This window comes from Bradyrhizobium sp. 215_C5_N1_1, from assembly GCF_052075935.1.
GTDB lineage: Bacteria > Pseudomonadota > Alphaproteobacteria > Rhizobiales > Xanthobacteraceae > Bradyrhizobium > Bradyrhizobium barranii.
Map to the genome: position 1 here is coordinate 2,413,699 of NZ_CP197228.1, position 22,340 is coordinate 2,436,038.

General features: G+C 58.7%; 25 protein-coding genes. 15 read left to right on the plus strand and 10 right to left on the minus strand.

Annotated elements, in window-relative coordinates; all coding sequences use genetic code 11:
- Positions 1-47 precede the first annotated feature (47 nt).
- From AB7G19_RS11225 to tenA, 4 genes are all read left to right on the plus strand, one after another.
- Entirely contained in the window at positions 48-1,391 is a 1,344-nt protein-coding gene (locus tag AB7G19_RS11225) for an ABC transporter substrate-binding protein (RefSeq protein ID WP_231142843.1), read from the plus strand.
- A gap of 65 nt (positions 1,392-1,456) precedes the next feature.
- Entirely contained in the window at positions 1,457-2,344 is an 888-nt protein-coding gene (locus AB7G19_RS11230; RefSeq protein ID WP_063981792.1) for a carbohydrate ABC transporter permease, read from the plus strand.
- Positions 2,341-3,201, plus strand: a complete 861-nt coding sequence (locus AB7G19_RS11235) for a carbohydrate ABC transporter permease (RefSeq protein ID WP_231142842.1) — start codon at positions 2,341-2,343, stop codon at positions 3,199-3,201. Before AB7G19_RS11230 ends, AB7G19_RS11235 begins: the two co-directional genes overlap by 4 nt.
- 499 nt (positions 3,202-3,700) lie before the next feature.
- The gene (tenA, locus tag AB7G19_RS11240; protein WP_063986180.1) at positions 3,701-4,375 is read left to right on the plus strand and encodes a thiaminase II; all 675 of its coding nucleotides are present in this window, start codon (positions 3,701-3,703) and stop codon (positions 4,373-4,375) included.
- 188 nt (positions 4,376-4,563) lie between these two features.
- Here the strand turns inward: tenA and AB7G19_RS11245 are convergent, their stop codons facing one another.
- The 4 genes from AB7G19_RS11245 to AB7G19_RS11260 form a co-directional block, all read right to left on the minus strand.
- A complete protein-coding gene (locus AB7G19_RS11245; protein WP_231142841.1) occupies positions 4,564-4,944 on the minus strand; it encodes a hypothetical protein in 381 nt (126 codons plus the stop codon).
- 8 nt (positions 4,945-4,952) lie between these two features.
- Positions 4,953-5,126 (minus strand): hypothetical protein, encoded by a 174-nt coding sequence (locus AB7G19_RS11250; RefSeq protein ID WP_166343440.1) that lies wholly within the window; start codon positions 5,124-5,126, stop codon positions 4,953-4,955.
- A 1,067-nt stretch (positions 5,127-6,193) separates the two neighbouring features.
- Positions 6,194-6,454, minus strand: a complete 261-nt coding sequence (locus AB7G19_RS11255; RefSeq protein WP_063981794.1) for a hypothetical protein — start codon at positions 6,452-6,454, stop codon at positions 6,194-6,196.
- Positions 6,455-6,636: 182 nt separating this feature from the next.
- Positions 6,637-7,278: an SGNH/GDSL hydrolase family protein gene (locus AB7G19_RS11260; protein WP_231142840.1), complete on the minus strand. Its 642-nt coding sequence runs from the start codon at positions 7,276-7,278 to the stop codon at positions 6,637-6,639.
- A 266-nt stretch (positions 7,279-7,544) separates the two neighbouring features.
- Here AB7G19_RS11260 and AB7G19_RS11265 point away from each other — a divergent pair, with 266 nt between their 5' ends.
- From AB7G19_RS11265 to AB7G19_RS11290, 6 genes are all read left to right on the plus strand, one after another.
- Positions 7,545-8,777, plus strand: coding sequence for a hypothetical protein (locus AB7G19_RS11265; protein WP_231142839.1), 1,233 nt, complete (start codon positions 7,545-7,547; stop codon positions 8,775-8,777).
- A 5-nt stretch (positions 8,778-8,782) separates the two neighbouring features.
- Positions 8,783-9,367: a protein-S-isoprenylcysteine O-methyltransferase gene (locus AB7G19_RS11270; RefSeq protein WP_063981797.1), complete on the plus strand. Its 585-nt coding sequence runs from the start codon at positions 8,783-8,785 to the stop codon at positions 9,365-9,367.
- A gap of 209 nt (positions 9,368-9,576) precedes the next feature.
- Positions 9,577-9,774 carry a hypothetical protein gene (locus AB7G19_RS11275; protein WP_071911340.1) on the plus strand — a complete coding sequence of 66 codons (198 nt, stop codon included), beginning with the start codon at positions 9,577-9,579 and terminating at the stop codon, positions 9,772-9,774.
- An 88-nt stretch (positions 9,775-9,862) separates the two neighbouring features.
- Complete coding sequence (locus AB7G19_RS11280) at positions 9,863-10,552, plus strand: hypothetical protein (protein ID WP_063981798.1); 690 nt, start codon at positions 9,863-9,865, stop codon at positions 10,550-10,552.
- Positions 10,553-11,263: 711 nt separating this feature from the next.
- Positions 11,264-11,659 carry a Rap1a/Tai family immunity protein gene (locus tag AB7G19_RS11285; protein WP_144030620.1) on the plus strand — a complete coding sequence of 132 codons (396 nt, stop codon included), beginning with the start codon at positions 11,264-11,266 and terminating at the stop codon, positions 11,657-11,659.
- A 216-nt stretch (positions 11,660-11,875) separates the two neighbouring features.
- Entirely contained in the window at positions 11,876-13,492 is a 1,617-nt protein-coding gene (locus tag AB7G19_RS11290) for a B12-binding domain-containing radical SAM protein (protein WP_063981799.1), read from the plus strand.
- Here the strand turns inward: AB7G19_RS11290 and AB7G19_RS11295 are convergent.
- Together AB7G19_RS11295 and AB7G19_RS11300 are read right to left on the minus strand one after the other, a co-directional pair.
- The gene (locus tag AB7G19_RS11295) at positions 13,472-14,389 is read right to left on the minus strand and encodes a lipid A biosynthesis lauroyl acyltransferase (RefSeq protein ID WP_063981800.1); all 918 of its coding nucleotides are present in this window, start codon (positions 14,387-14,389) and stop codon (positions 13,472-13,474) included. The genes AB7G19_RS11290 and AB7G19_RS11295 overlap by 21 nt on opposite strands.
- 278 nt (positions 14,390-14,667) lie before the next feature.
- Positions 14,668-15,429, minus strand: coding sequence for an IS5 family transposase (locus tag AB7G19_RS11300; protein WP_063981801.1), 762 nt, complete (start codon positions 15,427-15,429; stop codon positions 14,668-14,670).
- Positions 15,430-15,754: 325 nt separating this feature from the next.
- Here AB7G19_RS11300 and AB7G19_RS11305 point away from each other — a divergent pair, with 325 nt between their 5' ends.
- A complete protein-coding gene (locus AB7G19_RS11305; protein ID WP_063981802.1) occupies positions 15,755-17,515 on the plus strand; it encodes a B12-binding domain-containing radical SAM protein in 1,761 nt (586 codons plus the stop codon).
- Positions 17,516-18,072: 557 nt separating this feature from the next.
- A complete protein-coding gene (locus tag AB7G19_RS11310; protein WP_135216245.1) occupies positions 18,073-18,282 on the plus strand; it encodes a hypothetical protein in 210 nt (69 codons plus the stop codon).
- 268 nt (positions 18,283-18,550) lie between these two features.
- Here the strand turns inward: AB7G19_RS11310 and AB7G19_RS11315 are convergent, their stop codons facing one another.
- Positions 18,551-18,763 (minus strand): hypothetical protein, encoded by a 213-nt coding sequence (locus tag AB7G19_RS11315; protein ID WP_144030618.1) that lies wholly within the window; start codon positions 18,761-18,763, stop codon positions 18,551-18,553.
- A gap of 607 nt (positions 18,764-19,370) precedes the next feature.
- Between AB7G19_RS11315 and AB7G19_RS11320 the strand changes: the two genes are divergently transcribed.
- Together AB7G19_RS11320 and AB7G19_RS11325 are read left to right on the plus strand one after the other, a co-directional pair.
- On the plus strand, positions 19,371-19,718 hold the full coding sequence (locus AB7G19_RS11320) for a hypothetical protein (RefSeq protein ID WP_187387974.1): 348 nt from the start codon (positions 19,371-19,373) through the stop codon (positions 19,716-19,718).
- A 27-nt stretch (positions 19,719-19,745) separates the two neighbouring features.
- Entirely contained in the window at positions 19,746-20,297 is a 552-nt protein-coding gene (locus tag AB7G19_RS11325) for a hypothetical protein (RefSeq protein WP_063981805.1), read from the plus strand.
- Here AB7G19_RS11325 and AB7G19_RS11330 read toward each other — a convergent pair.
- Entirely contained in the window at positions 20,284-20,565 is a 282-nt protein-coding gene (locus AB7G19_RS11330) for a hypothetical protein (protein ID WP_084795344.1), read from the minus strand. The two genes, AB7G19_RS11325 and AB7G19_RS11330, sit on opposite strands and share 14 nt — an antisense overlap.
- 238 nt (positions 20,566-20,803) lie before the next feature.
- On the opposite strand from AB7G19_RS11330, the gene AB7G19_RS11335 reads away from it, so the two are divergent.
- A complete protein-coding gene (locus tag AB7G19_RS11335; protein WP_085398219.1) occupies positions 20,804-21,067 on the plus strand; it encodes a hypothetical protein in 264 nt (87 codons plus the stop codon).
- Positions 21,068-21,345: 278 nt separating this feature from the next.
- On the opposite strand, the gene AB7G19_RS11340 is transcribed toward AB7G19_RS11335, so the two are convergent.
- A complete protein-coding gene (locus tag AB7G19_RS11340) occupies positions 21,346-21,738 on the minus strand; it encodes a hypothetical protein (RefSeq protein ID WP_063981806.1) in 393 nt (130 codons plus the stop codon).
- Positions 21,739-21,885: 147 nt separating this feature from the next.
- Positions 21,886-22,257: a hypothetical protein gene (locus tag AB7G19_RS11345; protein ID WP_063981807.1), complete on the minus strand. Its 372-nt coding sequence runs from the start codon at positions 22,255-22,257 to the stop codon at positions 21,886-21,888.
- Positions 22,258-22,340 lie beyond the last annotated feature (83 nt).

The window sequence follows — 22,340 nt, forward strand, 5'->3', positions numbered from 1 at the left end:
GCTTTTTCGCAGGATTTGTCCCATTCCGTATTGCGAGAATGACCCTCATGATGAGACCCGTCGGCAGGTTCGGCTACATCACGCGTTCCGAGGACAACATTCGCCCGGCGAATTCGGGGCGTCGGTCATGGATGTCGGCCGCGCTGTCGCTGGCGCTCGCTGTCGCCGTGCCGGCGTTTGCGTCTCCTGCTTCGGCGGAGAAGCTGACCATCTGGAGCGGGTGGCCTGATCTGGCCCCGTTCTACAAGCGCGTCGGCGACCAGCTGAAGAGCAAATACCCGGATCTCGAAATCAGCGTTGAGGCCATTGCGCTCCGCGAGCACGAGAAGCGGTTGGCACTGTCGCTTCCATCAGGCGCGGCCGGGGACGTCATCGAGATGGAGGTCGAGGCGGCACGGTATCTCGAGGCCGGCCTCATCCCGGAGCCGCCGGCGTCGATCGTCGATTTCGTCAAAGCCAATTACGACATGACGCGCGTGAAGACCGCCATGTACGAGGGCAAGATCTTCGGTGTGCCGTTATTCCAGGGGCAGGGCGCGCTGTTCTACAACACCGAGATGTTCGCCAGGGCCGGCCTCGACGGTCCGCCCAAGACCATGGCCGACTACACCGCTTATGCGCAGAAGCTCGCGCAGCGCGATGCTTCCGGCGTGCCGACGGTGAGCGGATGGAGCTTGCGTCTCAGCGGCGGCGGCTCGGGCATCGCCGAGAAGTACTGGACCATCCTCTATAATCACGGCGGAACGCTGTTGCAGGAGAAGGGCGGAAAATGGCGCGCCGCCTATGCGAACGCAGCCGGCCGCGCCGCACTCAAGCAGTATCTCGACAACGTCGTGGTCTACCGTACCGTGACGCCCGAGATGAAGGCGGATGCGGAGGCCTTCGAGCTCGGCCAGACCGCGATGTTCATCCGGGAATCCTGGGTGATCGGCGACGTCGCCAAGAAGGCGCCCAATCTCAAATACGCCACGGCTCCACTGCCCAAGGGCACGCTGATGGTCCCGGTCGATCTCTACGTGCCGAACAAGGGACCCAAGAGCCAGATCGCCTGGGATTTCGTGCAAAAGGCCAACGAGCCGGAAAATCTGCTCTGGCTGCTCGAGAACACGGCCTGGGTCCCGAACCGCAAAGGCCTCGACTACTCCGCCGTGCTCAAGAAAATCCCGCAGCTCGACGCCTTCGTCAACACGCCGCCCGGCCACGTCTTCTTCACGGTCCCGGCGATCAGCCCTGCCAGCGAAATCCTCACCCGGCTCGCGGCGCGGCTGGAGAAGGCGTTCACCGACAAATCGCTGGCCGGCAACGACGCCGCGATCGATGCTTTCCTGAAGGCCGCGGCTGAGGAGAGCGACAAGATCCTGGCCCGGGAAGACCTGCTGGCCAAACCCTAGACTCCATCGACAAGGACCCACTCAATCCAGGCGCCGGCGGCTGACCGGCGCTTGCCGGAGGATATATGCGCACCACGCCGAAATGGCTGTTCCCAGTTCTGGCGTTGCTTCCGGTCCTAGGCCTCTATGGCTGTATCCGCGTCTATCCGATCATCGAGACGCTGCGGCTCAGCCTCTTCCAGTGGAATATCATCTCGCGGCGCAAGCCGTTCGTCGGTTTCGCCAACTTCGTCGAGCTGGCGAGCGACCCGCTGTTTCTCGAAGCGATCTTCAACACCACCATCATCGCCTTTAGCGTCGTAGCGATCACCATCCCCGTCGCGCTTGCGCTCGCCGCCTTGATCAACACCCGGCAGGGGCTGCGGCGCAGCGGCGTCTATGAGGCCTCGGTCTTCCTGCCGCACGTCGTCTCGCTGGTTCCGGCCGCGATGGCCTGGAAATGGATTTTCGACGCCCGGCTCGGACCGCTCAACGCCCTGATCGGCCTTGTCGGGATTCCGGCCCAGTCGTGGCTGTTCGACCCTGTCCTGTCGCTGGTGTGCCTGATCGTTCTCTGCTCCTGGCAGGCGATCGGCTATGCCGTCTTGATCTTCCTGGTCGGACTGAAGAACGTCCCGGAGGCGCTCTACGAGGCCGCGCGCCTCGACGGCGCCTCGTCGTTTCAGGCCTTCCGTCACATCGCCGTGCCGCTGCTAAAGCCTGTCATGCTGTACGTGTCGGTCATCACGCTGATCTCGTCCTACAACATCTATGCGCAGGCCTTCGTGCTGGCATCGGATGTCCAGGGTGCGCCGGGGCGTCTCGTCCGAGTCCTCGTCCTCGACATGCTTGAAAACAGCTTTCGTAACTACCGGGTCGGCTACGCTGCTGCCGAAGCCGTCGTACTGCTCGTCATCGTCCTCATTTTGACCAGCGCGCAGTTCAGGCTGTTCCGCGACAGGAGTCGCGCATGAGCGAGCACGAACGCGAGCATCCGTCCGTCGTTGGTCAGAACGGTGCCGTCGGCCTCGTGATCGACGCCGTTCTTGGCGTCGTCAGCCTGATGATGCTCCTGCCGCTGGTCTTCCTGATCAGCAACGCGTTCAAGACGCCGCCGGAGCTGCTGGCGTGGCCGCCGACCGTCATCCCGCACCAGCCGACGCTGGAGAACATCGTCAGCGTCCTGCGCGAAACGCCGCTGTTTCGCTGGATCGGCAACTCGCTGATCTTCGCGACACTCTCGACCGCGAGCATCGTCTCCACATCGGCGATCGTAGGTTATGTGCTCGGCAAGTTCGATCTACCGGGGATCCCGGTCATCTTCGGCGTGATCATCGCGACGGCGGTCGTTCCCTTCGAAGTCTACATGATCCCGCTCTATCTCAACGTCCAGTCCGCCGGCCTGTTGAACACCTGGCCCGGGCTCCTGGTCGGCTATCTCATCATGAGTTTCGGCATCTTCCTGGTGCGGCAATATGTGATGACGTCGATCCCTGACGAGCTGCTGGAGGCTGCCCGGGTGGATGGCGCGGGGGAGCTCTGGATCTTCCTGCGGATCGTGCTGCCGCTGATGCGCGGCCCGTTGGGCGCTCTTGCCGTGCTGGCGTTCTTTCAGGCCTGGACTGCCTTCGCGTGGCCGCTCGTCGTCATGACCAACAAGGAAACCTATACGCTCGAGGTTGGGCTCGCCTTGTTTCAGACCGGCTTCACCGTGGACATCGGTCGCCTCAGCGCGGCCGCGGCGCTGGCGCTGGTTCCGAGCGCACTGTTCTTCTCGCTGATGCGTCGAAATTTCGTACGTGGCGTGGCCTCCAGCGGCTTGAAGGAGTGACGCCATGGCAGCATCGGAATAGGCGTAGATTTTCCTAGCAAATCATCCGTCTCTTAATCGGCGGCTCTGTCGGAGCATCTCTAACCGATGAGTGGGCGACGACTACATTCGCCATCATCCAAGTCGGTCTAGCGCCATCAAGCTGATTTGCGATGTGCGAACTTGAACGAAAAGTGCACGTATCTGGTACGGTAGTCGCGCTGAGGGAAACGAAGATCAAGTAAGATACTGACGTGATTGGTGGGCCCGGCAAGACTCGAATCTGCAACTAGATCGCCATGAGCGGCGGGACAATGGCCGCCTCCGTTGATTTTCCCGCGCATTTCGTTCTGTTGGTGATAGTGTGATAACGCCAGTCATTCCCGGCGACCGACGGCAAGCGAATTCCATTCGCATCCTACCCGCTAGTCGCTGCGGTCTGCCAAGTCAGCGTCTTGGTTCGCGTTGATAGGTCGTGAGTAAAAAGTTCATAGGAAAGCAAGCCAGGCGGGAATGGATCGTGAGTTTCTTCGAGCGTCTAAAGACAGAAGCATCTGCTGAGTGGCGGGCCTACACCGAGCATCCCTTCACAAACGGATTGGCAGATGGCTCGCTCCCTGAAGCCGCATTTCGTCACTACCTTGCTCAGGACTATCTGTTCCTCATCGAGTTTGCGCGCGCCTATGCACTCTCGGTCTACAAGTCGCCCAAGCTTGCCGACATGCGTGAAGCTGCGGCCGGCCTGTCGGCCATCCTTGATGTCGAAATGAGCCTTCATGTGAAGCTGTGTGCCGGTTGGGGGCTATCCCCGAGTGACCTTGAACAAACTCCTCCGGCGGTCGAGATGCTGGCCTACACACGCTACGTGCTCGATGCCGGAATGCGCGGCGATCTGCTGGCACTCAAGGTGGCACTTGCCCCCTGCGTGATCGGGTACGCGGAGATCGCAACGCGGCTCGCCTCGCGACCCGATGCGGACGCTAGGACGAACTCCTATCGGATTTGGATCGACGAGTACGCTGGCGTGCCATACCAGGAGGTCGCGGCGAATGCGCGTGCGCATTTGGAGCATCTCGCCGATCTCTACGCCACGCCGGCTCGCGAGGCAGAACTGATTGCCATCTTCAAGGAAGCCACTCGGCTTGAGGCGGACTTCTGGGAAATGGGCTGGCGTGTGGGCCAGCGTGTTGAATAGCCCTTCGGCAATCGGTTGATTGCAGGGACTCGTTTGACGGCTGCTGCGCACGAGTTGCGGAGGCGCGTTGTTCTAGAGGAACGCAGTGCGCGGAATTGCTGGAGTAACGAAGCACACGGCCTGGAACAGGCGCGAAAGTCCTCGCCAACGATAGGCGAGATGCAGGATCGCTAAGTCATTAGTATTGTTCAGTCGTGTCCAGTGTTGGAGATGGAGATCCTAGCACGCCATCGTTCTTCAAACGTGTCAGCGCCCTCTTTCAGTGCCAACGCTTGTGCATCCAAAGGATTGCCGGGCTTGTTAGCAATGAGGATACCTGTAGCTTCTCCGCGAGAACCGGGTTGGGGACGCTGCTCTGTAGGCCATTCCAGCAATGCTTTCGACAGCATGGGTTTGCCCGCGTACCAGCATTTTCGTCCGTCGATGATACGGTAGGACCACCATTGCCCTTGCGGATTTGGCGGCATTGCGGCGCTGCATTGTTGCTTGGCATGCAGGCTGGTCATTTCGAGCGATGAGAGCGCAACAATGCCGACGGTTAAAGAAAACGCTTGAAGCGGTTTGCTCATGGGCGCGCTCAATTGCCGTGTTGCTGCAATCGACTTACAGCAACGATCAAAGCAGGCCGCTCGAGAACTTCCACCAACTCTTCAAGGATACGCGCATGATCCTTGGGATGGGGCCGAAGGAATTCTTCCAATATAAGTTGCGCGTCGCTAATCGCTTCCAAGGCTAATTGCTGATCAGTCATCACTACTTACTCATCAATTAGTTGCGCAAAGCCAGCGAAGGGAGAGATCAAGTCAGCTTTGAGGAATATCCCCGCTCTTCTATTCACTTTTTATTTCAACTCTCGCGGTGTCGCCTCGGTCAATGTGCGAAATAATCCCACTAAGGCGTGTCGCGAGCGTTAGGGATCCCGGCGACTAAATAATCCGCTGCTCGATCCTCCCTTCGTCATCCCGCGCATCACCACCTGTTTCCTATCTCGCGGCGGCCGGAAAAAATCTGTTTTGCCATGCACCGCCGCGATGCATTGATCTTATTGAACTGTTCCCGATCAGCCTTTCTCACGAAGGGAGAGAGTGCCCCCCGCAGGAGCTAGGCCAGGGAAACCGTAAACTCGAAATGCCGTCTGGGGGAACGTAGGTAGGCGGCTTCGCCGAGTAAGGCATTTGGGCGGCCGGCTGGATATCCTCTTTCGTTCGGCATCCAAGGCAGTCGATCGGGGTCGAGAATGGAAGGATCGCCATGTCCGTTTGCGATCGCATCCACCAGGCGCAAAGGCCATTTTCGAGCTCAGGGCTGAGATGGTCTCGCAAGGGAGAACTCGGATGCGCCGTCGGCGCGATATTGTCCTCGAACGGCCGGGGCAGCCAAGTTTGCGGCTATGGAAAGACGGAGAGCTACGTCAGGGTCAAGCTGATGACCACCGTGCCAATGGCAACAGCTCTAACGTCCTAGTACTCGCCGGACGCAAAGCATTCTGATTTCGTTAGTTTGGTGTAGTTGCTCAGCACTCGGGGGATCAATGGAGCCGAGAGTCTCGATACTAAACTTCGCTTCCAACTCTGACGCCATGCAGATGCAAATCTGCAAGCAAGCGTCCGTCGAAAAACCGCCTTGCTGCGCGCAACCGTTTCGGCACGCTGAGAGAAACTGCGGTCGCCATTCTGCAGCCGTGGCGATTGTTATAAAATTGACAGCAGCTATCGTCAGAGCAGGGAGAAATGCGGGCATTGCTTCGCTTCCCTTTTTTAGTTTTCTGAGGGGCCGCTCTAATTCGACTCCATCTTTTTCGGCTCTAGCAATATGTAGCTATTTGCGTAGTTGTCCCCTGAAGCGGAACCACAAATGACCGATCAGTGATAGGACTATGGCGGTCAGAATTATCGGGAGCCAGATCGACGTGGTTATGATGAACAAGGATATGATCACCACACGTCCAAAGATCGATTCGCTGACCGGATTCTTAAGACGAGCGAAATAGGCGTAGATAATAAAGATGGTGGCCGGCACCATCCACGCGGCGACAAGCACCAGTAACAGGTCAACAAGTTGGCTGGCATAATGGTGCATGAGCGCACCTCCTGACAGCGTCGGCGCGAATTGCTGTCACCGCTGCGAGAGATGCGGTGATTGTCGACGATAATTGGTCTTTGTTCGCGTTGGTGGGCATCTGCACGCTCGGCATCGCTGTCACGGCCGGTGCCCAAACTCTTGCGAGCCCGCAGCCTTCGATTCGCCTGAGCTAGGGCCTCTCAACGCGCGCTCGTTGAGATGGCTCGGGCAAGGGCTCGTCCAATGCAATCATAACCATCGGCGGTGTTGTGCAATCCGTCCCACGTTACAAGCTCGCTTTGCGCAACTCCGGCATTGATCGAGTTACGCATCAGCGCAAAACGAGAGAATAGGCCGACCCGTTCCTGCTTCGCGGCATCAGCGATGATGCCCTCCATCGTTGAGTAGCTAGCGGAAGCGAGCACCTGTGGCGCATATTGCAGATCCATCAGCACGACATCGGCAGACCCCGCCTTAAGTGCCCTTACCCCTTCAACAACGCTTCTTTTGAGCCCTTGGTCCGGCCGGCCACCCCAGGCGACGTCATTAGTACCTAATTGCCAGATAACGAGATCAGGCGTGTGCGCGAAAACGTCACGCTCGAACCGCGCGATGTTGTTCGGAATCGTATCGCCGACTCGACCGCTGTTGATGACCTCGATCGTTGCATTGGATCTAAGCCTCGAGAGTTCTCGGCGCATCACCTGCGGATATGTGGCCGCGGACCGAAGTACCCAGAGCCCCACCGTCGACGATGATCCGATCGCGACAATCTTTAGCGGCTCACCAGATCTCAAACGCGCCGCCGTGCGGGGCAATTGTGCGCCCAGCGAAACATCCAAATTTGCAGCAAGGCATCTCTCGCCAGATGATGCCCCGTCCTGCGCTTGAGAGGGCGCTGTGCTGGACAAACCGACAATCACAGCAGCACCGATCGACGCTATTGTTCGAGCGGTTCGGCTTACGCATGGTAGAACAAATCGACCCATGTTCCCCAATAACTGGTCGATTCTCTCTTGACAACCCTTGGCTTCAAACGTCTGTTTTTGATTGCAGGTCGATTGACGCGTGGGGAGCGAGCAGCACGTATGAGTCCGGGAATAAGGCAATGTCCGGCAAGCCTGTAGCGAAACGGTTGGTATTCCATATCGGCGGCTATGATCCAATCACGTCGCATGCCAGCGCGCAACGACGCTTTGTGCGCGAAATTGCGAGGTTCCAACGTACTTGGTCAGTGAAAGCGACCGTCGACGGTTCGCATGATTCCGCCGACCAGATACAATGGAACGTGACGACAATCGGCCCCGATTGGCTCGTCGAAACCGATTACCGTCTGGTCCGATGGCACGATGTAATTGAAGTGTTCGGGGGGCGAAGCATCGGCTCACGCATTTCCGTCGGCATTCTTGCGTTTCTGGATTTCGTTCTGACCGGCACTCTTTGGCGTTACTTGCAGACCAATTGGCGCTACGCACTTTTCTTTCTCTATCCATTCGTTACGTTCGGATTGCTCATCGCTGCCGCCTTTTTGATTGGCGTGGCTGCATTCAAGATCACTGGATCAATTCCCATTGCTACCGGTGGCGGCCTCTTCGGGCTCGCAGCCGTGTTGGCGGGTCCGTGGCGCTGGCTGCACCTGGGCGACTTGTTCGACGATTGGATTTTCTCTTGCGAGTACATTCGATTCGGTAATTCGGAGATAGAGCAGAGGCTGGACAGGTTGGCCGCCGAGCTCGTGGTTGCGGCGAGCAACTCTGCCGCAGACGAAATTGTGGTCGTAGGGCACAGCCTTGGCGCCGTACTAGCGGTTGATCTACTTGATCGCGCCTTGAAGCGGGACCCTGCGCTCGGTCGGAAAAAGATTCCCGTCACATTCTTGAGCGTTGGATCATCCATACTCAAGATCGGCCTGCACCCAAAGGCAGTGCGCTTTCGCAGGGCGGTGGAACGCGTCGCCGATTCCCGCGCGATCTTCTGGGGCGACTATCAGGCCCTCACGGACGCGTTGAATTTTTACAAATGCCGGCCGATGGCCGAAATGGGCTTGTCGACAGAAAACGAGGCGACCGTCAGGGTCGTGAAGATTAGTCGAATGCTTAACGACGACATGTATCAACGCATCCGCTTCAATTTCTTCCGCGTGCACTGCCAGTTCGTCAGTGGAAATGACAGGCGAACATCGTACGACTACTTCATGCTCACATGCGGACCTATTTCAGCCAAATCCCAGACGCTCGCCCCGGATGGCGCTGTGTCGATGATCGCTGACGACGGAGGCCTTGTTGCGGGCGCGCCGGTGTCGGAAAGCGAACTGCTGGGAAATCCGGGCGCGGCAGCCTGATTCAAATGACGCCCACCATTTCAAAAGTCATCTTCGTTGCGTTGGTGATCGGCTGGTACCTCATACGCTATAAGTACGCGCGGCGTTCCCGCCGTGCGAGGGTTGTGCGGAGCGCTCGCGGCCCCCTGGAAACTGCGCTCCTGCTCATATCTCTTTCGGGACTCGGACTTGTGCCGCTCGCCTACGTAGCGACAGGAATGCCTCGTTTCGCAGATCACAGTTTTTATCCCTGGTTGGCTTGGCTGGGGTCTTTCTTTGCGATTGCGGCTTTGGGCGTGTTTCACCTGACACACCGTGCACTCGGCCGGAATTGGTCGATAAGTCTCGACGTGCGGGAGAACCATGAGCTTGTGACGGAAGGGATTTACCGGAGAGTTCGACACCCGATGTATTCGGCATTTTGGCTGTGGGCCATCGCCCAGGCATTGCTGCTGCCGAATTGGATCGCCGGTTTCGCGGGCCTTGCCGGCTTCGGGATCTTGTTCTTTGGCCGCGTCGCAAGGGAAGAGCGAATGATGTTGCAGACGTTTGGCGACAGCTATCGCGATTATATGGCGCGGACCGGTCGGGTCTTCCCGTGGATACTCTGAGGTAGGTCCCGGCACGTCTCGACCTGTGGTACCCACGAGACTGATTTGGAACCAGATGCCTCAATTTGCGTGCCATTTCCGCAACATGCGGCAGAAAAAGCGGTCGGAACCGCGGACTCCCCGGTCTATTCGTTGGTGCCGTGGCGAGTGTCGGGTTATTCCTATGCGTGTCAGGTGAATCCAATCGTTCCGAACAATGGTGAGAACCGATGTTGAAATTCGTTGTCCTTGGAATCGCTTCTTTGGCTTTCGTGGGAACCGCAGCTGCTGCGGACCTGCCACGGCCTCAGCCGGTTGCCGTCGCGGCGCCGGTTGGCAAAGCTCCGATCGGCAAATATCCCGTGGGTAAGAGCCCCGTGGGCAAATACCCGGTCGCTGCCCCGGCTCCGTTGGTGACCAAGGGTTGATCTGACTATTCATTCGTACGCCAGCGGCGTTCGTTTGGGGTAGCAGATTACCTGTGGCATCGGATCTTGGATCCAAGAGGATTCGAAGATGGCGGGAGTGATTCGGAAATATCCGGGTCTGGGGCTTCTTGCAAAGGCCGCCATGCTGGCGGCCTTTGTAGGCTTGGGGGCCGGGATCAGTAGCGCGCAACCACTCGTGGCGCGTACCGACCAGCAGCAACGGGACGCTCTCCCCAGTTCGGCGATGAAGCATGCAGCGACCATGGCTGCTGCTACGCCGGCGATATCCGATGTAAAGCCAGCTCGAAGAGCTGCCGCCACGGGTCCCTACTACGTTGATTTTCGTGCCCGCACGGCGGCAACGTACGGTCATGCATTCGTCTGGTACGGAAAGACGGGCGAAAAGCAGGTCGAGGTCGCTGGTCTGGCTCCGGCCGGCGACGAGGTGCCCTATATCCTGGGACACATTATGTTTGTCCCTTCTGAGACGGGTGCGACCTACGGTGATCTTGACGAGCAATATCTGACGGCCAGCTATCGTGTCTATTTGTCTGAGGCAGACGCCAAGAAGGTCTTTGCTTATATCAAGCGCCAGCAGGAGTCTTCGCCGCTCTGGAATGCAGCAACGACAAACTGTACTGCCTTTATCGGCCGCATAGCGACGTTCATGGGCCTCAACGCTCCGTTTCATCTGCTAAAGCCTGAGGAATACGTCAACAAACTCAGAGAGCTGAACGGGGGACGAAAAACGGTGCAGCTTGAACCAGGTCGAGGCTAAAATCCTCGGATTGAGTTCATCCACTCTTCCTTGCGTCTGGATGGGTGTGAGGTCTTCAAGAAATTCAAGCGAGCTTGTTCTTTGAGGATGCGGTTCGATACGACCAACCTTCGTGCGCTGCCTCGCCTAGTTGATGAATAGGCCGGGAGATCATGGAACGTCCGTGGCGCTGCGCTGCAAGGCAGCTCCACCTCCGCTTGGTCGTGGCTAAGCTCTTGTTGGAAACCGTTCTGAGGGTGAAGTCCTCCTTGGCGTAGTTGAGGAAGGTTCGCAGAACTTGTCGTCGCAGACGAAGATCACCGCTTAGGCAATGGTTCTGCGTCGAGGCCGAGCATCGACATCAATCGACCAGTGCACGTCGCGTACACGGCAGGATAATAGATGCTCTCCGCGCCGGATCGAGATCTGTACCATCAGCACGCTTGTCGCCGCCGATGTTGATTCGCGATCATGATCGCGGTGTAGCCGACCTTTGCGGCGGTCACGGCGCGTAAAGCTGCGTGTTGTCAAGTCGACAAGGGCTCTTTTAGCTTTGTGGAAATGGAAGAGGTGAGTTCACTTCGCTCCTATTCGAGCGCGGTGGATCAGACGCTTTTTTTGAGCTAAGCCGTCTGAGCCGCCTGGAACGGCGCGGGCGGCCGCTCTATTGCGGCATACTCAATGCCTGCAAGCTATCGCGCCGGTATTCGGGGGACGTGGATGCGGGTCCATATGATTGTTGCCGGCCTTATCCTAGCGATCATCGGGAAGGCCAGTGCCACGGTTGTCGATAAGGGAACCGACGCGCAAAAGTCTTGCGAGCTGCTTGTCAAGAACTCGCTTCGCAATCAGGACGAAGCTCGGTCCGCAGGCGCATGTGAGGGAATGATCGAGACCGCGATGCTCTTTTCACCAAATCTGCCCGCTGACGTGCGTGCATGCCCCCCCGCGCAAGGCAGCCCTTTGCAAAGTGCGAAGGTTTTTCTGCAGTATCTTGATAACAATCCGGATCGAGTGAATGAACCGGGGATCACCGTCGCGATCGAAGCATTCAGGGATGCTTGGCCCTGCCGTGGGGACGGTGCCGGAACTGGACCGAAAAAGCGTGCCCCAAAAAAATCCAATTAGAACGCGTATCTGCTGATACTAATACTAGCCTTACGGTCCGCGATGTTCGCGTCCGACCTGATTGATTCGCAATGCACTACTGCCGAGGTGCGCGAGCTGAACCGCAGTGCTCACCTCCATAACCAGCACTCAAACGCCTTATCGACGAGCGAAGCGACCCCTTGAGCCCCGATCAACAGCGGGGCATTGTGCCATCAACGCCCGGGCTGGAACAGCATGACAATCCCCTGCCGCGTCCTGATGATCTATCCGAAGTTCGTTCCGAATTCGTTTTGGAACTATGCGGAGGCCTGCGAACTCGTCGGCGCGAAGTATCCAACGGCGCCACTCGGCCTGATCACCGTCGCCGCTATGTTGCCGAAGCATTGGGACATCCGGCTCGTCAACCGCAATACCGAGGCGTTGACAGATGCGGACCTCGACTGGGCCGATCTTGTGATGATCGGCGGTATGCTCAACCAGCAGCCTGATGCCATCTATCTGATCGATCTCGCCCACCTGCGCGGCAAGCCGGTATGTGTTGGTGGGCCGGACGTCTCCTCCAGCCCGCATCTTTACGCGGACGCGGACTTCCAGGTGATCGGCGAGGCCGAGCAGGTCATCGAGCAGTTCATCGCCGCCTGGGAAAGCGGCGAACGCAAGGGCGTGTTCATCGCCGAGAAATTCACGATAGATGTCACGCTGAGCCCCATGCCTCGCTACGATCTGCTCAACTTCGATCACTATCTATACATCGGCTTGCAGTATTCGCGTGGCTGCCCGTTCACTTGCGAGTTCTGCGATATTATCGAGCTATATGGTCGCGTGCCGCGTACCAAGACCAACGATCAGATTCTCGCAGAGTTGCAGGCGCTCTACGATCACGGTTATCGCGGGCATGTCGATTTCGTCGACGACAATTTCATCGGCAACAAGAAGAACCTCCGCACCCTGATGCCGCGGCTCAAAGCCTGGCTGGAGGAGCACGACTATCCATTCGAGTTCTCAACCGAAGCCTCGATCAACATCGCGGACGACAGCGAGTTGTTGCAGGCAATGAAGGATGCGAACTTCTTCGCGATCTTCGTCGGCATCGAGAGCCCGGATCCCGAGACGCTCGTGCAGATGAAGAAGAAGCAGAACACCAGGCGCAACATCGCCGAGTGCATTCACAAGATTTACGGCTACGGCATGTTCGTCACCGCTGGCTTCATCGTCGGGTTCGATAGCGAAAAGGCCTCGATAGGACAGGCGATGGCCGACCTCATCGAGGAGGCGAGCATTCCAGTCTCCATCGTTGGACTGCTTTATGCGCTGCCTGGGACACAGCTTACACGGCGGTTGGCCGCGGAAGGCCGCTTGCACCAGGGCCATGACCTCATGAATGTCGAGCAGACGGGCGATCAGTGCACGCTCGGATGCAATTTCGATACTAAGCGTCCGCTTCGTGACATCCTTGCCGATTACAAGGCTGTGCTCGGGCACGTCTACAGTCCGGCAGCATATGCAGGACGGCTGTCGCGTCTCGCCGCCATGCTCGACCGGTCCGACCGACGCCGGGACCTGCCGGATGGCGACGTGCGCAAGAGGCTTGGCGGCATCGACAGCGTACACAAGATCATGCGGGCCCTGCCGAAGGTTCGCGAGCCGTTCTGGAAGACCTTCGTCGAAGTCGCGGAGACCAATCCGGGCGCGCTACGGTACATCGTGATGCTGATGGCGTTGTACATGCACCTCGGGCCGTTCTCGGAACGCGTGATCGGCGAGATTGACCGCCGCATTGCCGAGCTGGACCATGTACCTCCACTAAGGGCTACCGCAGTCAGTCAAGTGCTACCTCCAGCGACGGTGTAGCCACAGCCACTGATCGGGATATTCGCGGATCCAGCCCTCGATGACCGATGTGACCGCCTGCATCGTTCCCTGAATGTCAATTTGTCCGGCGGCATCGCGGACCGGCTTCACTTCTTCAGACAGTTCGCCACGAAAGCGCTGTCCGGGCAGACGGATGACGCGCACACCATGAATCGGGCACTCAATCTGCCGCAGCAGTCGCGCAAGCATCGGATTGGCCCTGGTCTTGCGGCCGAAGAAAGTAACCTCGACGCCGTTGGTCAGATACTGGTCGACCAGCATTCCAACGTGCTGGCCACTTTTAAGGGCCTCGGCAAGTCTTAGGGGCGCATCACGACCCGCGGGAATGAGCGTGCCCATTTTCACGGCGCGCATATCCTGGATGATGCGGTCGGCGGACGCGATGTTGGGTCGGCGATACAGGATCGCAGTATCCGACCCGTGCGCGACGGCTGCCAGGGCCGGAAGTTCCCAGTTAGCGAGATGACTCGCAAAGATCAGCGCCGGTTTGCCGTCGAGCCGCAGCTGCGTAAACAATTCATATGAGCGCCTGTCGATTTCGATGCAGCTAGCTTTGGGCCGTGCGGGATCATAGTTCCAGATGTGATCAAGATGCGCGAATTCGGCGCCGACTCGACCGAGATTGTCCCAGACGCCTGCGAGAATGGTCTCGATCTCTGCAGGCGATTTTTCCGGAAATGCGGCGGTTAGATTGGCTCGACCGATCTTTTGCTCCCGCATCATGGGCCCGATTGAGCGAGTGATCCGAGCGAATAAGTTGGCGGTCTTGGTTGGATCGAAATGGCGAGCGGCACGCAGTATTCCGATCGTCAACGCGCCCACCGCCGCTTGGCCCAGGGGCTTGGTCACGTCGCGAAGTTGGAGCCTGGTCCGCATTGCAACGACAACCTTGGCTTACAATTTCGGCTTCCACGGGCTTCAGCGCGCATCATCATGCCACCGATACGCGATGCGATCAAAGACACCGACGAGTTGCGCAGGGCGCGCCTCTCGAGTTCGCCTGCAACGGAGGATGAATCGTGCGGGTTCGATCGAGTGCTTCGCGCGTAACAATGAGCGTACCCAGGCGTGGGGTGCAGTCCAATCGCGACATCAGCTCCGAAGCCGATTGAGACGTGAGCAGCCGAAGCGATACTTCGGAGCTCGGGTCCTCGCTAGGACGTGGACTCATTAGCGCCGAGCCATAGCCTGATTGACGCGAGTTGCACGAAGGCAAGGTAATTGGCGGCAAGTTTGTCGTAGCGCGTCGCTACCCGACGACATTGCTTGATCCTGTTGAAGAACCGCTCAACTCGATTGCGAGCGCGATACAGGTAGGGACTGAAGCAGATCGGTTCGCTGCGATTGCTTTTCGGCGGGATGTTGGCCCATGCTCCTTTCTTGATCGCAAGTTCTCTAATCCAATCGGCGTCGTAGCCACGGTCCGCCAGCAGCATCGATCCAGGCTTCATGCGAGACAAGAGTTTTCCAGCAAGCCGATTGTCGTGGGCTTCCCCAGGCGTCAGCGCAACTCGGACCGGTAGGCCGTTTGTATCCACGACCGCATGAATCTTACTGGTCAACCCGCCCCGTGATCGCCCCATGCATTGTCTTTTATTCCGGTCGATGCAGGCTCCATGTTGATGCACGCGGACAATCGACGTGTCGATCATTTGCACAGCGGCATCGTGAGCGGCTGCCAAGGCCTTCATAATCGCCGCCCACACACCTGCTCGTCGCCAACGAACGAAGCGATTGTAGCAAGTGGTATACGGGCCGAAGGCGTCTGGTAGATCGCGCCATGGCGCCCCGGATCGTAGCACCCAGAAGATGCCATTGAGGACGCGACGGTCATTCACCCGCGGTACGCCGCGCGGCTTGTTGGGCAGCATCGGCCTGATGGCAGTCCATTCCTCGTCGGAGAGTTCGTAGCGCATGATTCGGCCCCCTTCGTTAGGGGATTTGAATCATGGCTCGGCAGTCAGGCTCAATGGGCGCCAGCCGACGGGATGGCCGCGATGTGCCCGAAAGCGGACGCATTATGCTCACTCTGAGTTTTGTCGAGTTTGACCCGGAACGGACGTCTGGCGCATGACTAGCTGGCGACTGCGCACCCCAATTTGTGCCGAACATGCGATTGCGCCGTGTGCGGTTAGCCGAGGTACTCGGATAGGATGTTGTTCGTGCCACAGTTCGTCGTTTTTTGCGAGGACCTCGCGGAAAGCAGTTGGCCTATGACCGACATCGAGCTACCCCTTGCTTATGAGCAAGAGCAGGAGTTTCCGGCTTGTTCTGATCAAGCCGTCACATTACGACGACGATGGCTACGTCATTCGATGGTGGCGCGGCGGCCTGCCTTCGAACTCATTGGCCTGCCTTTACGGCATCGCGCTCGATTGTCGTGAACGCCAGGTTCTCGGGCCCGATTTCGACATCGAGATCGACGCCATCGATGAGACCAACTGGAAGGTGCGTGTCGCGGATCTGGCGCGCGCAATCAAGGCCGCGGATTCCGGTATGGTGATGCTGGTCGGAGTCCAGTCCAATCAGTTTCCCCGATCGCTTGATCTGGCGAGACGGTTTCGCAAGCTCGGAATCCACGTTGCGATCGGCGGCTTCCATGTGTCCGGCACCCTCTCGATGCTGCCGGAGCGCGATCCCGGCGTTCAGGAGATGATGGACCTCGGTGTGTCGGTCTTCGCAGGCGAGGCCGAGGGACGGCTGGAGGAGCTGTTGCAGGACGCGGCCGCCGGGCGATTGCAGCCTCTCTACAACTACATCGACGATCTGCCGCACCTGGAGAGCCAGCCATTGCCGATCATTCCCCGCCAGCAGATCCGGCGGGTTATCGGCCACACCACGAGCTTCGACGCCGGGCGTGGCTGCCCGTTCCAGTGCTCGTTCTGCACCATCATCAACGTGCAGGGCCGCAAGTCGCGACGCCGCAGCGCCGACGACATCGAGGCCGTGATCCGCGCCAACGTCGCCCAGGGCGTCTTCGCCTTCTTCCTCACCGACGACAATTTTGCGCGCAACAAGGATTGGGAAAGCCTGCTCGACCGCATCATCGCGCTGCGCGAGAAGGAGGGCTGGGACCTTCGCTTCACGATCCAGGTCGACACGCTTTGCCACAAGCTACCGAACTTCATCGAGAAATGCGCCAAGGCCGGCGTCCGGCGATGCTTTATCGGCCTCGAAAACATCAACCCGGACAGTCTGCTCGGCGCCAAGAAGCGGCAGAACAAGATCACCGACTATCGCGAGATGATGCTGGCCTGGAAGAAGGCCAGGATCATGACCGTCGGCGGCTACATTCTGGGCTTTCCCAACGACACACCGGAATCGATCGTTCGCGACATCGAGATCGTCAAGCATGAGCTGCCGATCGACATGCTGGAGTTCTTCTTCCTGACACCACTGCCGGGCTCGGAGGATCACAAGACGCTCTATATGAAGGGCGTCGCGATGGATACGGACCTCAACAAATACGACCTGGACCACGTCACGGTCGACCACCCCGCCATGTCCAAGGCGGACTGGGAGCGGGCCTGTGAGCTCGCCTGGAACACCTATTACAGCTGGGAGCACATCGAGACCCTGATGCGGCGTGCCGCGGCCATGGGCAACAATGTCGGCAAGATCGGGACCTACGCGCTTTATTTCAAAGGCTACCATCCCATCGAGCGGGTCCATCCGCTCGAAGGGGGGGTGCTGCGGCTCAAGAGCCGCGACGAGCGGCGTCCGCATCTGCCGGTCGAGCCGGCCTGGTCGTTCTATCCGCGCTATGCCGCCGAGACCGTCGTGAAGGCCGCGCAATGGGCATCGCTAGCGCTGCGCCTCCACCGGCTGGCGCGCAAGGTCAAGTCGGATCCGCACCGGCTCACCTATGTCGATGAGGCGATCACACTGCTGCCCGACGAGACCGAGAATCTGGACTTGTACAAGACCCGGTCCAGCCAGGCATTTCTCGATCAGCGGCGACATATCGAAGAGGCGCAGAAACCTAAGTTGGCCGTGCGGTAGTTGCCAACTCGCGTTAGTTGATTTCTCGAGTCGCCGCGAACCATCGTATCCTCACGGATTCACGGACAAGCGACGTCCGTTTGCAGCGAACAGCCCCAAAACATCCACTTCGGCTTTTGGTCCTCACGCGAAGTCCGGCTTGGCTCTGAAATCGTCAGCTTATTGGGGTAGACCGGAAGTGACTGGCCGACTTCCAAACCGCCGCTCATGACCCAAACCGGAAGCCGCGCCTGCTCGTGATGGCTGTTATTTCGCCGCGCAGCAACGGCGGCTGGCCGCAAGAAAATCAACCGGGGTGTATAAAAAGGAACATCCTGCGCGACCTTTTCGTGCCCCAATGCTGCAAGCTCCGATATGGAGCCGCAGAAAGAGACGATGCACTCTTAGGCGGCTTGGTTCTCTCTGCCGGAACAGGCCCTAAGGCGACCTCAGTTGGAGCCTCTCGCGCTCTATCCTGGCGGAATAGGGCGATCTCAGGCCGACAAGACAAATAGGCACACAGACCAGACAGCTTTTGTTGGTGACACGGCCATGGTGGACAATAGGGAGTAGGTGCAATGAGAGTCTCCTCGATTGTCGGACTGCTGTTTGCAGCAGTGATGTTGGCGATCATTCCGGTCTCGCCGCAGGTGACACCGCGCGGCGTGGAGTTAAGCGTTGATCAAGCGCAGGCCGTCACGTACCGGCGCGCCCGCGTGACGGCGCGTCGTGTCGACCGTCGCGATTACCGCTATACGCGTCGCGCCGTGCGGCGTGGTGTTTATTAACGGAGCGCGATAGGCAAGGGTGTTGGCGCGGGCAGAGAGCCAGAACCGGTTCCAGTCGTCGCAGCGCGCGAGGCATGCTATGACCCCTCTACCAGCGGGCGACGCGTTCCTTACGGTCGCCATTATGAGTGCCACTTTCCTGACAGAGGTCGATCTTTTCATCCTAATTGGAATGATCTGAAAGGAGCGCAAGTGGCGGCGGCTCCCGTTAAAGTCTGCTCAGTCGGGCATAGCGGACAAGATTGGTGCAGGTTTGGTATCCGGGCGATCAGCGCGATCGAAAGCGCTTGACGCCGGTGGTATGATTTCCGCGATGTGGCCGTACTGCATGCATGCCCGAATTGATGTCGCCACGCATGCCCGAATAGATGGAGAAGGTCGGGTCCGCGGCTAATGCCGCGGCGGGTTCCCATGCCGAGGCGGGCGTCGCAAGGAGCGCGGAAAAAACGAGCGCTGCGCCCAAAACTTTGAAGCTGGTCATGGTATCCTCTTGTTTACTGGCGTGCACGATGCGCGTGCTGTCCATTGACATGAATGACAGTTAGGCGTTGGCATTCCCCTCGCGCAGGGGTGGCGCAATCACGCTTCGTCGATCGGCGTGATGCTGATGTCGGCAACCGGCCGCGTTTCGCAAAGCCGTTGAAAACCTCTCTCCGGACTGTGAATAGAATTTTAGCCGCCGATGGCGCGTACACGCGCAACGGCGCGTGACGAGCGCGGGCCGGAATTTGTGATCGATTCCTCCGCCGACCTCGCGCAGCGGTAAACGACCATGAACAAATATTTCAATTTAAGCCGCCGGTCGCTCCACCCATTTCCAAAGCAAAGGCCAACGCAAAGAGGACTGCGGAGATCCGGTCACTCATTATCTGTCACCTTGGCAACCAGACCCTATCGAAACCTGCGTCCCCTCGTCGGGCCGAGCTTGATCTATCTCAAGTCCCTGAGCGGCGATTGGCGTTGGTTGGCTTGCCCGATCGGACAGCCAGGTCCGATGTTCGGGGGGCACACAGCGGGCAACGCACGCCGAATGAAGTTGTCGCGATCAGATGGATAGCCGCAATGGATTCGCTTTGTCGGAGGTGAAAATGAAGCGAGCCGTCCTCATGACGACCATTGTCGCTCTCGGGGTGATCCAGGGGACACGCGCCGAGCCCCAGGCCGCCCAGTGTTCGTCCTTCTACATCTCGGAAATCAATCTCGTATCGACGGCCGACGGCGAGGCCGGGCACGTTCAGACCTTTGTGGGGTTTGGCCCCTCCAAGGAAGAGGCAGAGAAGAGCGCCCTGGGATGGTGCTCGCATATCAGGTTCGATCTTGAGACCTGTTTGAATTCGGATCGCCTGACCGCTCGCAACTCTCCGTCAGACGGAGGTGACGCCGCACTTCATCTCAAGTACATGAAGGCAGTTGCGCGCATTACCGGCTGCAGTTAGAGCGCGTTCGCGAGCGATCGAACGCGCTTGATCTATATCAAGCAGCTCGTGGCCATCTTGCTGCAGGTAACAGACGACGTAGAGCCCAGGTCAATGTTTCGGGGGCGCACCGGAGCGACCGGCATGCCACTGGCGGCATATTTCTGGAAGGTCGGAGCAGTGTTGCTCGCACTGCTCTTTGTTGCAGATTATTGGCTGCCGAGGGCCCCGACCGTCGATCAGGCGGCTGCGGACCGGCCGGCCATACGTATCCACTCAGATCGCAAATGGCCCGAGCGTATTGTCTTCGATACCCAGTCGCCGGTGATCGTCGCCGCTGCGCCCGTGGCCGAGGCGACCGAGGTCGCAACTTCATCGGATGTGGCCGAACCGCCCGTTACCGTCAGACAGAGCCCGGCGGTGGCGAATTCTTTCGCGATGCTGCCGAAACAGGATACACGCCCGCCTGAAACCGTCGATCGCAAGCGACAACGCAAGATGTTGCATGTTGCGGCTCGACCGAGGCGAAACGTCCAGCCGCAGATGCTTCTGGCGGCACGACAAGGGCAGTTCGGCTGGTTCGGCTTCAGAACCTGGTGATCGGCGTCCGGTCGGGACCTGTATCTCGCTCAGCGTTCCATTGTTCATCGACAAGCCAAGCTTGGATGCGGGACGACGGAATGAGTTGCTTGGGGACGTGCGGATTGATCGTGCCCGCAAATACTACGAGACCTTCGTCGAGCTTTGCACGAACGAATGCCTTGGCCTCTGCTTCCGTAGCGAAGGTCCTTGTTTCCCGAGGGCTCCGCTGCTTCGGCAGCGTGCCGCGTTTACGAACCTCGAAGGTGACATACCAAGTCGGCGTCATCGCACGCACCAACTAATCGCCCTAGCCCAGTCGGTCTCTTATTTTGGTGCGGGTATCACGAAGCTGGTTGATCTGAATCAAGGTCGCGGTGACGGGCGGCAGGAAACACGGATAATGTTCGACGGAGTTAACGCACAGCCCAGCTCACCCTTGATGTACGTCAATGTCGCTCATCTCTCCGCGCACACGCTATCGTAAGCCGTAGGAATGCGGCTTTTGCTACCCTTGGAGGACCATCATGAAGGCTAAGATGCGACTTTCGATCAAGTCAGTGACGGTTACAGGAATCGCTGCCAGCGCACTTCTGGGACTTGCAGGGGCCACACTTGCTCCATCACCGGCCCGCGCGATCGTGTATTGCCAGTACGTCGACTATCCGGTGGGTTGCGTTGCCCGGGCTGGCGTTGCCCTCCGGCCACGGCCCGTTGCGCGCGCTGCAGTCCGTCATAACGTCGGCGGCAATGCCAATGGTGGCGTTAATCGCGTCGGAGTGCGTCGATAGAGGATTTGCCTGCGGGCCACCAGCCTTGGTAACCAACCTCGTGACCCGCGGTAGCATTCAACACTACTTCTCGGCCATGCAGCGTGCCTCCCTTTGCATGTCGGTTATTGGCCCATAGGCGGCCCCGGCCGAGCGTGGCGCAGTGGTCCGGTTTCGCGTGACGAGCCGACCGAGTTGGGCCCCCGATCTCAACGTCCGCCCGTGACCCTGGCTGTCGGATATCGTTTTCGAATTGAAAGAGGCGACGATTGCGCCGCCTCTCCTTGTGGTCCGCGTGCTTACTGGCAGACGTACATGATTCCGTCACCGCCCTTGATCAAGGTGCCGGGCGTGCAACCAATGCCATTGAGCTTCGCGTAGCTATCCCAACCGTCGTAGCAGGTGTAGGAAGCACGCCCAAAGACCCCCACAGCCGTGCCGTACCCGGTCGTGCCGCCGGCACCACACCAGGGGCCGCCAGCGTAGTAGGCCCGCACTGCGTACCAAGGCAGACCGGACTGATCGGGTATGTAGTGACTATAGGGATACGGGCTGACATAGAGCCGCCTCGCTTGGGCACTCTCAACTGACAGCGAAATCCCGCGCTGCTCAGACCAGTCAACGGTGAACAGTGTCGCAAAGGCGATAACCGAAGTTACAATTGCAAAATTTCTGAAAATCATCCGCTTCATCGTTTTGCTCCTATCCTGTCTCGCCCCCTTTGCTTAAGGAGGCCCGTCGGTTGATGCCGACATTGACAAAGATCAAGGGGCTTGACCTAACTCGTGACCAAATTTCAACGTGAATCACGGAGTTTATGCACGCAACCGTGCACAAAGTCAGTCGAGAGATGTTGCTGCGTCGCGCTCTTTGGTGTGTTTGCTCGGTGTTACGTCGAGGCTGAAGTGAGGCTGGCGGATCGCTTCGGGCGGCACCTGAAAGAAGGTAACAGCGCCAATGTTATCGGAAGTCGGCAAAGATTTCGAAACGACAACCAAGTGAGCGATGTCGCCTCTTGGCCGATTGTGTTGCAAAAGTCGAAAGTTGCAGGGCTCAAGCTTCTTCGCGAAAACACTAAGCAGCGAGCGATCGCTGATTCGTATGACCTCAATCGCGTTACCGAAGTCGCCTGTGAATTTTGCGTGAGGCCGTGAGGTCCCTCGCATCTTGTACGCGAAAGTCGCGCCCACGGCCCGCAGAATTTTGGTCATCGGCGAAAATCGACTTTTGCAACAATATCGGCCCTTCAGCGACCTCGGCAGACGTCCGCTTTCCCGCCGCTGTTAGGGGTTGA

Excerpts from the sequence above, each read along its gene's own strand:
- AB7G19_RS11225 (WP_231142843.1), top strand. The coding sequence starts at position 48 with ATGATGAGACCCGTCGGCAGGTTCGGCTACATCACGCGTTCCGAGGAC.
- AB7G19_RS11230 (WP_063981792.1), top strand. The coding sequence starts at position 1,457 with ATGCGCACCACGCCGAAATGGCTGTTCCCAGTTCTGGCGTTGCTTCCG.
- AB7G19_RS11235 (WP_231142842.1), top strand. The coding sequence starts at position 2,341 with ATGAGCGAGCACGAACGCGAGCATCCGTCCGTCGTTGGTCAGAACGGT.
- AB7G19_RS11245 (WP_231142841.1), bottom strand. The coding sequence starts at position 4,944 with ATGAGCAAACCGCTTCAAGCGTTTTCTTTAACCGTCGGCATTGTTGCG.
- AB7G19_RS11250 (WP_166343440.1), bottom strand. The coding sequence starts at position 5,126 with ATGACTGATCAGCAATTAGCCTTGGAAGCGATTAGCGACGCGCAACTT.
- AB7G19_RS11255 (WP_063981794.1), bottom strand. The coding sequence starts at position 6,454 with ATGCACCATTATGCCAGCCAACTTGTTGACCTGTTACTGGTGCTTGTC.
- AB7G19_RS11265 (WP_231142839.1), top strand. The coding sequence starts at position 7,545 with ATGTCCGGCAAGCCTGTAGCGAAACGGTTGGTATTCCATATCGGCGGC.
- AB7G19_RS11270 (WP_063981797.1), top strand. The coding sequence starts at position 8,783 with ATGACGCCCACCATTTCAAAAGTCATCTTCGTTGCGTTGGTGATCGGC.
- AB7G19_RS11275 (WP_071911340.1), top strand. The coding sequence starts at position 9,577 with ATGTTGAAATTCGTTGTCCTTGGAATCGCTTCTTTGGCTTTCGTGGGA.
- AB7G19_RS11280 (WP_063981798.1), top strand. The coding sequence starts at position 9,863 with ATGGCGGGAGTGATTCGGAAATATCCGGGTCTGGGGCTTCTTGCAAAG.
- AB7G19_RS11285 (WP_144030620.1), top strand. The coding sequence starts at position 11,264 with ATGATTGTTGCCGGCCTTATCCTAGCGATCATCGGGAAGGCCAGTGCC.
- AB7G19_RS11290 (WP_063981799.1), top strand. The coding sequence starts at position 11,876 with ATGACAATCCCCTGCCGCGTCCTGATGATCTATCCGAAGTTCGTTCCG.
- AB7G19_RS11295 (WP_063981800.1), bottom strand. The coding sequence starts at position 14,389 with ATGCGGACCAGGCTCCAACTTCGCGACGTGACCAAGCCCCTGGGCCAA.
- AB7G19_RS11300 (WP_063981801.1), bottom strand. The coding sequence starts at position 15,429 with ATGCGCTACGAACTCTCCGACGAGGAATGGACTGCCATCAGGCCGATG.
- AB7G19_RS11305 (WP_063981802.1), top strand. The coding sequence starts at position 15,755 with ATGAGCAAGAGCAGGAGTTTCCGGCTTGTTCTGATCAAGCCGTCACAT.
- AB7G19_RS11310 (WP_135216245.1), top strand. The coding sequence starts at position 18,073 with ATGAGAGTCTCCTCGATTGTCGGACTGCTGTTTGCAGCAGTGATGTTG.
- AB7G19_RS11315 (WP_144030618.1), bottom strand. The coding sequence starts at position 18,763 with ATGACCAGCTTCAAAGTTTTGGGCGCAGCGCTCGTTTTTTCCGCGCTC.
- AB7G19_RS11320 (WP_187387974.1), top strand. The coding sequence starts at position 19,371 with ATGAAGCGAGCCGTCCTCATGACGACCATTGTCGCTCTCGGGGTGATC.
- AB7G19_RS11330 (WP_084795344.1), bottom strand. The coding sequence starts at position 20,565 with ATGACGCCGACTTGGTATGTCACCTTCGAGGTTCGTAAACGCGGCACG.
- AB7G19_RS11335 (WP_085398219.1), top strand. The coding sequence starts at position 20,804 with ATGAAGGCTAAGATGCGACTTTCGATCAAGTCAGTGACGGTTACAGGA.
- AB7G19_RS11340 (WP_063981806.1), bottom strand. The coding sequence starts at position 21,738 with ATGAAGCGGATGATTTTCAGAAATTTTGCAATTGTAACTTCGGTTATC.
- AB7G19_RS11345 (WP_063981807.1), bottom strand. The coding sequence starts at position 22,257 with ATGACCAAAATTCTGCGGGCCGTGGGCGCGACTTTCGCGTACAAGATG.